The 12,602-nt window shown below is 64.3% G+C and carries 10 protein-coding genes and 1 pseudogene; 6 read left to right on the top strand and 5 right to left on the bottom strand.

The genetic code is table 11. The features are described from left to right. Positions 1 to 10: 10 nt before the first annotated feature. Complete coding sequence (locus JMY24_RS16845) at positions 11 to 919, bottom strand: LysR family transcriptional regulator (RefSeq protein ID WP_201702481.1); 909 nt, start codon at positions 917 to 919, stop codon at positions 11 to 13. Between the two features lie 75 nt (positions 920 to 994). Here JMY24_RS16845 and JMY24_RS16840 point away from each other — a divergent pair, with 75 nt between their 5' ends. Together JMY24_RS16840 and JMY24_RS16835 are read left to right on the top strand one after the other, a co-directional pair. Further along, entirely contained in the window at positions 995 to 1,771 is a 777-nt protein-coding gene (locus JMY24_RS16840; RefSeq protein WP_128597521.1) for an NAD(P)H-dependent oxidoreductase, read from the top strand. Positions 1,772 to 1,956: 185 nt separating this feature from the next. Further along, positions 1,957 to 2,799, top strand: coding sequence for an alpha/beta hydrolase (locus JMY24_RS16835; RefSeq protein ID WP_128597520.1), 843 nt, complete (start codon positions 1,957 to 1,959; stop codon positions 2,797 to 2,799). Between the two features lie 83 nt (positions 2,800 to 2,882). On the opposite strand, the gene JMY24_RS16830 is transcribed toward JMY24_RS16835, so the two are convergent. Next, positions 2,883 to 4,175 (bottom strand): aspartate carbamoyltransferase, encoded by a 1,293-nt coding sequence (locus tag JMY24_RS16830; protein WP_128591674.1) that lies wholly within the window; start codon positions 4,173 to 4,175, stop codon positions 2,883 to 2,885. A 420-nt stretch (positions 4,176 to 4,595) separates the two neighbouring features. Between JMY24_RS16830 and dapA the strand changes: the two genes are divergently transcribed. The 4 genes from dapA (at position 4,596) to JMY24_RS16810 (ending at position 7,568) form a co-directional block, all read left to right on the top strand. Further along, complete coding sequence (dapA, locus tag JMY24_RS16825; RefSeq protein ID WP_201702480.1) at positions 4,596 to 5,495, top strand: 4-hydroxy-tetrahydrodipicolinate synthase; 900 nt, start codon at positions 4,596 to 4,598, stop codon at positions 5,493 to 5,495. Positions 5,496 to 5,707: 212 nt separating this feature from the next. Further along, positions 5,708 to 6,685: a M23 family metallopeptidase gene (locus tag JMY24_RS16820; RefSeq protein WP_201702479.1), complete on the top strand. Its 978-nt coding sequence runs from the start codon at positions 5,708 to 5,710 to the stop codon at positions 6,683 to 6,685. After that, on the top strand, positions 6,678 to 7,100 hold the full coding sequence (locus tag JMY24_RS16815; RefSeq protein WP_128597518.1) for a hypothetical protein: 423 nt from the start codon (positions 6,678 to 6,680) through the stop codon (positions 7,098 to 7,100). Before JMY24_RS16820 ends, JMY24_RS16815 begins: the two co-directional genes overlap by 8 nt. Positions 7,101 to 7,157: 57 nt before the next feature. Beyond that, on the top strand, positions 7,158 to 7,568 hold the full coding sequence (locus tag JMY24_RS16810; RefSeq protein WP_201702477.1) for a bactofilin family protein: 411 nt from the start codon (positions 7,158 to 7,160) through the stop codon (positions 7,566 to 7,568). A 47-nt stretch (positions 7,569 to 7,615) separates the two neighbouring features. Here JMY24_RS16810 and JMY24_RS16805 read toward each other — a convergent pair. The 3 genes and pseudogenes from JMY24_RS16805 to JMY24_RS16795 all read right to left on the bottom strand — a co-directional run. Continuing rightward, positions 7,616 to 9,697: pseudogene (locus JMY24_RS16805) on the bottom strand (putative bifunctional diguanylate cyclase/phosphodiesterase); the annotation flags it as partial. Between the two features lie 144 nt (positions 9,698 to 9,841). After that, complete coding sequence (locus tag JMY24_RS16800) at positions 9,842 to 12,064, bottom strand: xanthine dehydrogenase family protein molybdopterin-binding subunit (protein ID WP_201702475.1); 2,223 nt, start codon at positions 12,062 to 12,064, stop codon at positions 9,842 to 9,844. 2 nt (positions 12,065 to 12,066) lie between these two features. Beyond that, positions 12,067 to 12,528 carry a (2Fe-2S)-binding protein gene (locus tag JMY24_RS16795; protein WP_027776065.1) on the bottom strand — a complete coding sequence of 154 codons (462 nt, stop codon included), beginning with the start codon at positions 12,526 to 12,528 and terminating at the stop codon, positions 12,067 to 12,069. Between the last annotated feature and the right edge of the window lie 74 nt (positions 12,529 to 12,602).

The following is a 12,602-nucleotide window of genomic DNA, read 5'->3' as shown; positions in this document are numbered from 1 at the left end:
CCACGGCGCTTCAAACAGAATCGGCAATATGCGCACGCAGCCACTGATGCGCTGGATCCCGATGCGAACGTTCATGCCAGAGCATCGCCATTTCATAGCCCGGCACCTCGACGGGCGGCTCGACCACGCGTAGTGCGGCATTGTCGCGGACCAGCCGCGCGGGCACCATCGCCACGAGGTCGGTATTGGCGAGCGCGGAGATCATGAACAGAAAGTGCGGAACGGAGAGCACGACGCGGCGCGAGAGGCCGGCTTGGGCAAGCGCTTCGTCGGTCGCGCCGGCAAAGCCGCCGCCGTCGGGCGACACGATCACGTGCTCGAACTTGGAGAATTGCGCGAGTGTCGGCCGCCGTTTCAGACGCGGATGACCGGCGCGCCCGGCAAGCACATAGCGCTCGGCAAACAGCACTCGTCTGCGCAAGCCGGCAGGCGCTCCTTCGCTCGTATGAAAGCCGAGGTCGATTTCGCCCTGTTCGGCCTGTCTCGCGATGCGGGGCGGCGCCGCCTCGACAATGGCGAGCCGTGTGCCGGGCGCCGCCGCGCGCAGGCCCGGCAACGCCGGCAGGATGATGGTCGACTCCGCGTAGTCCGTCGCGGCAATGCGCCAGGTGTGCGCGGCCTGCGCCGGGTCGAAAGGACGCGCGGGCGCCACTGCTTGCTCTAATGCCTCAAGCGCTTGCCGCAACGGCTCGCGCAGCGCCTCGGCGCGGGCCGTCGCGCGCATGCCGCGCGGGCCGGGCAGCAGCAGCGGGTCGCCCAGCAGGTCGCGAAGCTTGGCCAGATGCACGCTCACGGAAGGCTGCGAGAAATTGAGCCGCTCAGCCGCGCGCGTCACGTTCAGCTCAGCCAGCAAAACGTCGAGCGTGACGAGGAGGTTCAGATCCAGCTTGCGGAGATTATTCACGGTAATACCTGCCATGTCAGTAATTCATTTCCAATATACCGTGGCGGCGCCTATCGTGTGTTCTTCCAGACATGAAAGAGGCAACCGCAAATGAACGTTCTGATTGTTTATGCTCATCCAGAACCACGGTCGTTGAATGGATCGCTGAAGGAATTCTCCGTCAAGCGCCTGCGCGACGCGGGGCACGCGGTCCAGGTTTCCGATCTGTATGCGATGAACTGGAAGGCGGCGCTCGATGCAGGCGATAGCCTCGCTCCTGCAACCGGCGATCGCTTCGATCCTTCACGCGCGTCGAAATATGCGTTCGAAAACGGACTGCAAAGTGCGGACATCGCAGCGGAGCAGGCAAAGCTCAAATGGGCGGACGCGGTCATTCTGCAATTCCCGCTGTGGTGGTTCTCGATGCCCGCGATCATGAAGGGATGGGTAGAGCGCGTCTACGCATACGGCTTTGCATACGGCGTGGGCGAACACTCGGACGCACGCTGGGGCGACCGCTACGGCGAGGGCACATTCGCCGGAAAACGCGCCATGCTGGTGGTCACGACGGGCGGATGGGAATCGCACTATAGTCCGCGCGGCATCAACGGTCCGATCGACGACGTGTTGTTCCCGATCCAGCACGGCATACTCTATTACCCCGGTTTCGATGTACTGCCGCCGTTCGTGGTGTATCGCACGAGCCGCATCGACGAAGAGAAATATGCCGATGTGCGCAACGCGCTCGGCGAGCGTCTCGACAATCTCTGGAACACGGCGCCCATACCTTTCCGCGCGCAGAACGGCGGCGATTATCGGATTCCCGAACTTACGTTAAAGGACGACATCGCACCCGGCCGCGCGGGCCTGGGTGTCCACGTCAAATAGTTGCATGGCGCACGCATGTCCGGAAGCATGCGCCGCGCATCGCGTGAGACGAATCGTAGGGTTTGCTGAAATTTGGCTGTAAGTCGCCGTTGCTAGAGTCGTCGCTGGATATTGCCGCCCCGTATGGCCTACGCCGTTGGTATGCCCGCTGGGTTCCCGGACACGTAGAAAGGGAGAGCGACAACATGAGTAAGGCACGTCTTTGCTGGCTGATCGCGATGATGCTTGTCGCCGCTCCCGCATGGGCCTTCCAGTCCCGTGTCGTGACCATTCCGAGCGCGGCCATGCACAAGTCTCTGGAAGCGACAGTCGTGCTGCCCGACCGCTATGCGCGCGGCAACGCGGCTGATCGTTTTCCGGTCGTCTATCTGCTGCACGGCTCGGGCGGCGACTATACCGACTGGACCGCGAATTCGCCCATCGGCAAACTCGCCGACCGCTACCACGTGATACTCGTGATGCCCGATGGCGGCCACGAAAGCTGGTACATCGACAGTCCGGTCGACTCGCGCAGCCGTTACACGACTTATGTAGGCACCGAGGTCGTTGCGTACATCGACATGCATTTCCGCACCATTGCAACGAAAGAAGGGCGCGCGATCACCGGCTTGAGCATGGGCGGGTTCGGCGCGCTTCATATCGCGCTGGATCGGCCTGATGAATTCGGGGCGGCGGGAAGCATGAGCGGCGCGGTCGATCCACGCGGTTGCGAGGATGAACCGGGCATCGATCAGGTGTTCGGCGATCCCGAGGGGCATGCGGACTTCTGGAACGCCGAGCCTATCGTCGAGCATGCGCGCAGCTTTGCGAGCGCGCATATTGCGCTCATGATCGACTGCGGAATGAACGATTCACTCGTGCAGTCGAACCGGATGCTGCATGCGCGGCTCATCGAACTGGGCGTGCCGCATCATTATGCGGAGCGGCCGGGCGGCCACACGTGGAAGTACTGGGCCAACGCGGTGCAATACCAGGTGCAGTTCTTTGCAGCTAGCTTCAGGCGCAACGGTGGCAGCGCGATAGCCTGACGCGCTGCTTCATGCCCGCATTTGCTTTGCTTCAGTTGTGCTTCGGTTTTGCTTCGTTACCCGAATTAACTTGCTGGCTTGCTTCAGTCGATGCCGTGAAACACCGCGTCGTCGGGGCCGAGGTATGCGGGCGGACGCCAGGCAGCGTCGCGCATGGAATGCTGAACCAGCTTTTCGACGCCGAGCAGCACCGCGAAGATCGCCATCCGCACTGGAATGCCGTTATCGGTTTGCCGGAAAATGGCGAGCCGCGAGTCGTGATTGAGGTCGACGCTCAGATCGTTCGCGCCCGGCCGGCTGTCGCGCGGCAGCGGGTGCATGATGAGCGTATCGCTGCCACACACGCTGTCTACTAACGCCTGATTGATCTGGAAGTCAGGTGTGTAGCCTTCGAACGATTCGTCGGTGAAGCGCTCTTTCTGGATGCGCGTGGCGTACACCACGTCGGCGCCGCGCAGTCCGGTCGGCAGGTCGTGAGTCTGTTCGATCACATGCCCGTTGCGCGAAATCTGCTCGATGATATAGCCCGGCATTTCGAGCATGGGCGGCGAAATCAGCGTGAACTTGATGCCGCGATATAGTGCCAGCAGTTTGACCAGCGAATGCACGGTTCGACCGTATTTCAGATCGCCGACGAGCGCGATATGCGCCCCATCGACAATCTTGCCGAGCCGCGAGAACTCGCGCTGAATGGTGTACAGATCGAGCAGCGCCTGGCTCGGATGTTCGCCGGGGCCGTCGCCGCCGTTGATCACAGGCACATTGGTCGCGCGCGCGAATTCGGCCACCGAGCCTTGCTCGGGATGACGGATCACGAGTGCGTCGACGTAGCCGCTCATCACGCGGCTCGTGTCGTAGATCGACTCGCCCTTCGCCATCGAAGAAAACGTGAAGCCGGTGGTATCGCACACGGAACCGCCAAGCCGGCAGAACGCCGCGCCGAAGCTCACGCGAGTCCGCGTACTTGCTTCGAAGAAGAGATTGCCGAGCACCGCGCCTTCGAGAACGCGCGAGATTTTGCGGCGCCGTGCGATGGGCTGCATGATGTCCGCGACGCGAAACAAAGCCTCCACCGAGTCGCGCGAGAACTGGTCGACCGACAGCAACTGTGGCTTGCCTTCCCACAGCATCTGGCTCGCGAGCGACTGCGAATCTACGCTTTGCGTATATTTCTCGCCGGGCTCGCCGTGCACCACGATTTCCGACACGAAGCGCTCGACAATCTCCGGCATGGCCCGCGATTCCTGCGAGTCGTCGGGCAACAGCCACGTATCCAGCGCCCGGCGCGACACGCCGATGCGGCCCGCGAAGGTCTCGCGGGTCATGTTCAGGCGGCGCATGGCGTCGCGAAGGAAGGCTTGTTGCGGGACGCTCATGAAGGCACCTGTTGGAAAATGTCTGCGCCGGATATACGCGGTGCGTATATTAGTTCGCCTATCGTAGAAGTCAAGCCATTTTGGGATGCGCTTTGCCAATCCGCGGCGGGCGCGGTTACACTGCGCTTCATGCGCCTTCGCCAAACACTCCGACTCTGCTCGTCGACCGCGACCCGGTCTGCTTTCGCAAGCGTTGCGAATGCACGCACGCGCCGTTCGCTCGTTGCTGCGCGCAACGGCGAGCAATTGAGCCGTGAGTTCAGCGCCAAAGCCAAAAAACAGCCGCTCATCTGACCGGAGCACGCTGTTCCGTCAGATGCGACGGAACGGCGGATCAAGCGCTTCGGCGGTCCTTCCTGTCTTTCTCCTTCGCACGCTGCCGGAATCGATACGGTCGCTCATCGACGTAAGAGGAAAGACATGTCCATTTTTTCGGGTATCTGGGTTCCGCTCATCACGCCTTTCGCCGACGGCGCGGTCGATCACGCCGCGCTGCGCGCGCTCGTGCGCCGCTATGCCGACGCCGGCATAGCCGGGATTGTCGCGTTAGGCACGACCGGAGAGCCGGCCGCGCTCGACGCCGCCGAGCAGGACGCCGTGCTCGCAACGATCCTCGACGCGGCGCAAGCGGGCCGCGCGGGTGCCGACGCAAGCACCGATGCCAGGCCAGCATTGCCCGTGGTCGTCGGCGTATCCGGCAATAACACGCAGAGCATGCGCGAGCGCATCGCGCAACTGAATTCGCTGCCTGTCGCTGGCTTGCTGATGGCCGCGCCTTATTACATCAGGCCGTCGCAGGCCGGCATCGTCAGCCACTTCACGGCGCTTGCCGATGCGAGCGAAAAGCCAATCGTGCTCTACGACATTCCGTATCGAACCGGTGTGCGGCTCGAACTGGACACGCTAATGACGCTTGCCGCGCATCCGCGAATCCAGGCGGTGAAAGATTGCGCAGGCTCGCTCGACACCACTCACGCGCTGATTCGCGACGGTCGCTTGCAAGTGCTTGCAGGCGAAGACGTGCAGATGTTCAACACGCTGTGCCTGGGCGGCAGTGGAGCGATTGCCGCGTCCGCGCATGTGCGGCCTGAACGGTTCGTCGCGCTGTATCGAGCGCTCGCGGCCGGCGCGCTGGAGGAGGCGCGGCGCATTTTCCACACGCTCGCGCCGCTGATCCACGCGCTGTTCGCGGAACCGAATCCCGCGCCGGTCAAAGCGTTGCTCGCTTCGCAAGGCCTGATACGCGACGAACTTCGCCTGCCGATGACGCGCGCGAGCGAAAAGTTGGTGGAGCGCCTCGCCGCATTGGAACGGGCCTGAGGAAAGCGGGCCGCCGCGGACAGCGTATTTGAGATGCTTCTTGCGGCGGCGAGGCGATAATCGGCGCCCTCTATCGATTACCGCCGCCGGCATCTGCCCGGTCGATGCCGAATGCAGTCAGTTGAGTTCGTCCGTTTCATGTCCGCTTTACATACGACGCTAGCGCGCGCTGTGCGGCGCCATGCGCGCATTTTGCGGCTGGGGACGCGCTGATGTTGTCCGTGTTTCGCGCACGCACTCGGCTCGCTAGCGGTTCGGTCGGCCTGGTCACCCGCCGTTTTGCGTTGACGCGCGCGCTCGGCGCCGCCGGTGCGGCCGCGGCTCTTGCATTGCTGGCGGGCATCGCGATCGGCATGCACTGGTCCGCGCGCGATACGTCCGGAATGCAAACCGCGAACCGCATCGAGCGCGATTATGCAATCGACCAGCTTGGCAAGCTCAACGCGTCGGTGGCGCAAATCGAACCGCGCATCGCGCGCCTCAGCGCGCAAGTCGGTGCGTTGCGCGATTTCGAAGCGCGTCTGAATACACCGCGCTCAGCGCCGGTTGCGCAGGGCGCGCCGGTTACCGCATCGCCGTCTTCGAGCGGCGATGCCGACGCAACCGACAGCGAAGGCGAGGGCGGCCCCTCTCTGCCGCCGCGCCGGTGCAGCGGCGTCATCCGGCATCTCGGTGCGCGCGTCGACGCAAAACGCACTGGCGAACAGATCGATTGCATCGCCGCTACGCTGGGCGCGCTCGAACGGCAGACCGCCGCGCACGCCATGGCTTATGCCGCGTTTCCCGGCCGCATGCCCGCCGGCGGCGCGCATTTCGGTTCGCCGTTCGGCAACCGCGTCGATCCCTTCACGCATCGGCTGAGTTTTCATCCGGGCCTCGACCTGGTCGCCAGAACCGGAACACCGATACTGGCCGCGGCAGGCGGCCGCGTGGTGCTCGCGGGCGAAAAGTCCGGCTATGGCAACGCGGTCGAAATAGATCACGGCAACGGACTCATGACGCGCTACGGCCACGCGTCGCGCGTCGTCGTGAAGGTCGGCGATCTGGTGCTGCCGCGCCAATATATCGCCGACGTCGGATCGACCGGGCGCTCGACCGGTCCGCATCTGCACTTCGAAGTGCTGGTCAATGGCGCACCCGTCGATCCCGCGGCCTATCTCGCGCTTTTCGCCCCTGCTTCTCATGGCTGATCCCATTCTTTCCCGCGACGCCGACGCTCTGACGCGTCGCGCTTACACGCTTGCGCCGGTGCGCTCTGTGCGTTTTCGCATCGCCGCCTGGGCGCTCGTTTGCGCGCTCAGTGCGCTCGCCGGCGGCGCCGCCGTAGTTATCGGCGAGGCGCGCCGCGCGGGTGGGCCGCTCACGCAATGCCTTCCGGCTGCCGTCGATAGAAGCGCCGAGCAGATAGAGCTGGCCCGAGCGCGCCTTGCTTTAGCGCAGGAGTTGGCGGCGCGCGCGGCAGTACAGAAAGCGGCCGATAGCGCCGCTGCCGACGTCGCGCGGCTCAACGACGAATTGCAGTTCCTGCGCGGCCAGAAGAGAACGGCGCCGATCATGCGGACGCACCCGCAGACGCACGCCCAGACGGCCACGACTCGCCGCTAGGCGCAGACGCCGCATTGCCTGATCCACGCGGCACACCCTTATATTTCCGGAGTACTTATGTTCAGCAAGAAAAAAGCCGCGGGCATCCAGCAAACGAAGCTCGCCACACTGATTGCGCACGACGTGCGCATCGTGGGCGATCTTCAGTTTACCGACGGACTGCGCCTCGACGGCCATGTGAAGGGCAATGTCAGCGGCGAGCCCGGCAGCCAGACGCTCTTCGTGCTGAGCGACCGGGGATCGATCGAAGGCAACGTGCACGGTTACGACGTGATGGTCAACGGCAACATAGTCGGTGACGTGATTGCCGACCACTTCGTGGAGTTACAGGCCAATGCGCATGTGACCGGCAACATCTACTATCAGCAATTGCGCATGGATTGCGGCGCGTCGGTGGACGGCAAGCTCACGCGGCGCGACTTAGGTCAGGCGCCGCTTACGTCGATGGTCGATGTCGCGCGTGACTGAATCCGATCTGACCTACCGCAGCAACCTGCGTTGCGCCGGTTGGCCGTTCAGCAGACGTCCTCCGTCACCGCGGTTCCGCGCAGGAAATCGCCGAAGTCGTCCGCGGTCAGCGGCTTGCCGAGCAGGAAGCCTTGCATTTCGTCGCACCGCATTGCCTTGAGCATGTGCAGTTGCGACTCGGTTTCGACGCCTTCGGCCACCACATCCATTTCCAGCGAATGCGCGAGTGCGATGATCGCCGAAACGATCGCGCTGCCTTCGGCGCCGTGCGCGTCGAGACCGTTGGTGAAGAAGCGGTCGATCTTCAGTTGCTTCACGCGAAACCGTTGCAGATACGCGAGGCTGGAATAGCCGGTGCCGAAATCGTCGATTGCGATCTCGAAACCGCTTGCCTGGAATTCCCGAAGCATCTCGATGGTTCGGGGCGCGTCATGCATTGCCACCGTTTCGGTGATCTCGAACATGATCTGTTCGCATCTGACGCCCTCTGCCTTCACGATATCGAGCATGGTCGGCACGAGATCCGCCTGCAATAGCTGGCGCGGTGACAGATTGATCGCCACCTTGACGGGCGGCAGGCCTTGCGCCGCCCATCGGCGAATCTGCCGGCACGCCTCGCGCAATACCCAGTAGCCGATCTGCACGATCTGCCCGGAGCGTTCTGCGATCGGAATGAATTCGAGCGGCGCAAGCGTACCGAGTTGCGGATGATGCAAACGGATCAGCGCTTCGGCGCCCGCAAGCGACTCGCTCTTGCCGTCGAATTTGGGCTGGAAGTGCAGCGTGAAATGACGCTCGGCCAACGCCTCGCGCAACGCGTTCTGAATTTGCAGCGTGCGCGTCGCGGCTTCGTTCATGCTCCGTTCGAAGAAGCGATAGGTGCTGCGTCCGGCGCGCTTCGCTTCGTACATCGCGGCGTCCGCGTGCTTGAGCAGCGTGTCGACGGTGTCGCCGTCCTCGGGAAACAGTGCAATGCCGATGCTTGGCATCACCTGAAGCGGTTGTGAGTCGGCCCATGTATCGCGCCGCATACGCTCGAGCACGCCTTCTGCAAGCGCCGCGGCGTCGTTGCGCGAGGCCAGGTTCTCGGACAGCACCACGAATTCGTCGCCGCCGAGGCGCGCGACGGTGTCGCCGGCGCGCACGCAAACCAGCAAGCGTTGCGCGAACGCGGACAGTACCTGGTCGCCGGCCGAGTGGCCGAGCGAGTCGTTGATCGTCTTGAAGCCGTCCAGATCCATGAAGAGGATCGCGAAGAGCGACCGTTGCCGGCGCGAGGCATGAATCGCTCTCTCGATGCGCTCGGTCAGCGTGGCGCGATTCGGCAGTCCTGTCAGCGTGTCGAGCGTGGCGAGGCGCAGGATCTGCCCGTTGAGCTTCGACACCGCGCCGACGAGGAAGCTCGTGCGCGCATCGAAACGCGACAGCAGCAACGTGACGATCAGTATCGCGAACGTGAACAGGATCACCGAAGTGGCGAGCCATGCGGCATTGACGCCGGCCGCCGCGCCGCAGATCGCGCCTGGCGCGAATTCGGCGGCGGCCATGCCGGCGTAATGCATGCCGCTGATTGCAACGCCCATTGCAAGCGCTGCGCCAAAGCGCTTGCGCAGCACGTGTCGTGCGTCGTCGTTACTGAGCGCGCGCGCCATCCACAGTGCGGCCATGGAAGCGCCAACGGCGATCGCGAGCGAGGCAGCGAACCAGGCCGGTTGATAGCTGATGCCGGGCGACATGCGCAAAGCGGCCATACCGCTGTAGTGCATGCCGGCGATGCCCGCGCCCATGAAGGCGCCGCCTCCCAGCAGGCGCGCGGCCGTGAGCCGTGCCTGAGTGGTCAGGCAGAGCGCGAGATACGACGCGCCCACAGCCAGTGCGAGCGAATAGGCCGTGTCCGCGAAATCGTAGCCGAGCGGAATGGGCAGCGAAAGTGCCAGCATGGCCACGAAGTGCATCGACCAGATGCCGACGCCGAGCGCCGCCGCGCCGCCCATGCGCCAGACGTGGCGCAACCGCGGCGAAGCCAGCATGAAGATGCGGCCGGTGAGGTCGAGTGCCGTGTACGACGCGAGCGTCGCCACGACAAACGACATTGCCACTAGCCAAGGGTTGTATGAGCTCTGCATGTGAAGTCCAACCGCAACGGAAAAGCGGCTGAACCTGTTATCGACACATCGGGGCGTTTATTTAATTATTTTCAATATGTTAGTGACGGTGGCGTGCTCCGGCAGCGAGGCTTCCGGCCGAAAAGCCGGTAGCCCCGCGTGTGCCTGTCAGACGGTTTTCCCCGCAGCGCTCGGGAACGGCAAGTCGTAAAGCCGTTTGCCCGTGGCTGCGAAAATCGCGTTGGCAACCGCCGGCCCGACTGGCGCGACACCCGGCTCGCCGACGCCCGTCGGCGCTTCGCCCGACTGCACGATATGCACTTCGACCTTCGGCATTTCGGCGATTCGCAGCACCTGATAAGCGTCGAAATTATTCTGCTCGACCTTGCCGTCTTTCAGCGTGATCGCGCTGTGCAACGCCGCGCCGAGGCCAAAACCGATCCCGCCTTCCATCTGCGCAGCAATCACGTCCGGATTGATCGGCGTGCCGCAATCCACCGCACAGACAACGCGCTCCACTTTCACGTTACCGTCCTGATCGACGGAGACCTCGGCCACTTGCGCGACGAACGTCTTGAACGCTTCGGCGACGGCGATGCCGCGCCCGCGGCCTTTGGGCAACGGTTTGGCCGGGTCCCAGCCGGCTTTCTGCGCGGCGAGTTCGAGCACGGCACGCATACGCGGTTCGTGCGCGAGCAGATCGCGGCGGAAAGCGAACGGGTCCTTGCCTGCGGCGTGCGCGGCCTCGTCGATGAACGCCTCGACCGCGAATGCCGTGTGCGAGCTGCCGACCACGCGCCACCACAGCACCGGCACACCGGTCTGCGTGGTCGTCAGTTCGACCGAGATGTTCGGAATCGCGTAGGCCAGGTTGGCGGCGCCCTCGACCGAGGTCGCGTCGATCCCATTCTTGACCATGACGCTCGCGAACGGTGTGTCGCCGAGGATCGACTGGCCGACAATCCGGTGCCGCCAGCCGACGAGCTTGCCGTCCGCTGTCAGCCCCGCGTCCAGCTTGTGGAAGTACATGGGCCGATAGAGGCCGCCGTGGATGTCGTCCTCGCGGGTCCATTGCAGTTTGACCGGCGTGCCGTTCGCGCCCAGCGCGCGGGCGATCGACACGGCCTCGACGATATAGTCCGAGCGCGTATTCGCGCGCCGCCCGAAGCTGCCGCCCGCATACAGCGTGTGAATCTTCACCTGCTGCGGGTCGAGCCCGGCCGTGCGCGCGGCATTTGCCTGGTCAACGGTCTGGAACTGATCGCCGGCCCAGATCTCACAGCTGTCGGCGGTGAGTTTGACGACCGCGTCGAGCGGCTCCATCGGCGCGTGAGCGAGATACGGGAACGAGTACGATGCGGAAATTTTCTTCGCCGCGCCTGAGAGCGCCTGCTCCGCATTGCCGTCCTTGCGGGCGGTTGCGCCCGGCTGCTCGGCGAGCCGCCGGTATTCGGCCATGATCGCGTCCGAGCTGCGCTTTTCAGCCTTTGAATCGTCCCATTCGATTTTCAGCGCATCGCGGCCCTGTTTCGCCGCCCAGAAGCCCTTTGCGACCACCGCGACGCCGCCTGGCACCTGCACGACCGACACGACGCCGGGCACTGCTTTCGCCGCCGACGCATCGAACGACTTGACCGTCGCACCGAAGAGCGGCGGACGCTGCAGCAACGCGACCAGCATGCCGGGAAACGTGACGTCGAGCGTGAACTGCGCGGTGCCGTCGGTTTTCGGCGGCACGTCCACGCGCGGCAGCTGATGACCGATCAAGCGGAAATCCTTCGGGGATTTGAGCGTAACCTTCTGCGGCACCGGCAGCCGTGCCGCGGCCGACGCGAGCGAGCCGTAGGTTGCGCTGCGGTTCGTGGCCGCGTGGTGCACGCTGCCGTCGCGCGTCACGAGTTCCGTTGCGGGCACCTTCCACTGCGCGGCGGCGGCCGAGACCAGCATTGCACGCGCTTTCGCACCGGCTTCGCGCAGTTGCATCCACGAGTTCGCCATTGCCGAGCTGCCGCCCGTGCCCTGCATCGTGCCGAAGGCCAGATTCGCGTAGCGCTTTGCGTCGGCGGGCGCGCTCTCGACACGTACGTCCTGCCAGTTCGCGTCCAGTTCTTCGGCGACGATGGTCGCGATACCGGTGTACGCGCCCTGGCCCATCTCGACGTGCTTCGCGATGACGGTCACGCTGTTGTCCGGCGCGACGCGCAGAAAGGCGTTGGGAGCAAACGTCGCGTCAGGCATCGTGGCGGCGAGTGCGCGGCGGCCCATGCCCGCCCACTCGAAGCCGATGGTGAGGCCGATGTTCGCGCCGACTGCAGCGACGGCGCCGGCTGCTTTGAGAAAGGTCCGGCGCGACGGGCGGACTGCGTCCTTGAGATCAGATCCGGTCGTCATGGTCAGGCCTTCAGGGTGGCGGCTGCTTCGTGGATGGCCGCGCGTATGCGGGTGTAGGTTGCGCAGCGGCACAGATTGCCGTTCATTGCGGCGTCGATATCGGCGTCGGTAGGCGTGGCGTTGTGTTCGAGCAAGGCTGTGGCCGACATGATCTGTCCGGACTGGCAGTATCCGCACTGCGGCACCTGCAACTTGACCCATGCGGCCTGGATCGCTTTCGCGGGCCGGCTTTCAATGCCTTCGATGGTCGTGATGCGCTTGCCCGCGACGGCGGCGAGCGGCAGCACGCACGAACGGGTGGCCTCGCCCTCGAGATGAACCGTGCAGGCGCCGCATTGCGCCATGCCGCAGCCGAACTTGGTGCCGTGCAGGCCGGCGTTCTCGCGAATTGCCCAGAGGAGCGGCGTGGTGGGATCGGCGTCGAGCGTGACGTTCTTGCCGTTCAGGACAAACGATGTGGACATGAAACCTCTCCGGTGGGGAAAGCCCGAACTTGGCGCCGGGTGTACGCGGCAGTGTGACCGACGGCTTGCTGTTC

Origin of the sequence: Paraburkholderia kirstenboschensis (genome assembly GCF_904848585.1) — a bacterium.
Classification (GTDB): domain Bacteria; phylum Pseudomonadota; class Gammaproteobacteria; order Burkholderiales; family Burkholderiaceae; genus Paraburkholderia; species Paraburkholderia kirstenboschensis.
This window is presented reverse-complemented; position numbering and strand designations above follow the sequence as displayed.

Excerpts from the sequence above, each read along its gene's own strand:
- JMY24_RS16845 (WP_201702481.1), bottom strand. The coding sequence starts at position 919 with ATGGCAGGTATTACCGTGAATAATCTCCGCAAGCTGGATCTGAACCTC.
- JMY24_RS16840 (WP_128597521.1), top strand. The coding sequence starts at position 995 with ATGAACGTTCTGATTGTTTATGCTCATCCAGAACCACGGTCGTTGAAT.
- JMY24_RS16835 (WP_128597520.1), top strand. The coding sequence starts at position 1,957 with ATGAGTAAGGCACGTCTTTGCTGGCTGATCGCGATGATGCTTGTCGCC.
- JMY24_RS16830 (WP_128591674.1), bottom strand. The coding sequence starts at position 4,175 with ATGAGCGTCCCGCAACAAGCCTTCCTTCGCGACGCCATGCGCCGCCTG.
- dapA (WP_201702480.1), top strand. The coding sequence starts at position 4,596 with ATGTCCATTTTTTCGGGTATCTGGGTTCCGCTCATCACGCCTTTCGCC.
- JMY24_RS16820 (WP_201702479.1), top strand. The coding sequence starts at position 5,708 with ATGTTGTCCGTGTTTCGCGCACGCACTCGGCTCGCTAGCGGTTCGGTC.
- JMY24_RS16815 (WP_128597518.1), top strand. The coding sequence starts at position 6,678 with ATGGCTGATCCCATTCTTTCCCGCGACGCCGACGCTCTGACGCGTCGC.
- JMY24_RS16810 (WP_201702477.1), top strand. The coding sequence starts at position 7,158 with ATGTTCAGCAAGAAAAAAGCCGCGGGCATCCAGCAAACGAAGCTCGCC.
- JMY24_RS16800 (WP_201702475.1), bottom strand. The coding sequence starts at position 12,064 with ATGACGACCGGATCTGATCTCAAGGACGCAGTCCGCCCGTCGCGCCGG.
- JMY24_RS16795 (WP_027776065.1), bottom strand. The coding sequence starts at position 12,528 with ATGTCCACATCGTTTGTCCTGAACGGCAAGAACGTCACGCTCGACGCC.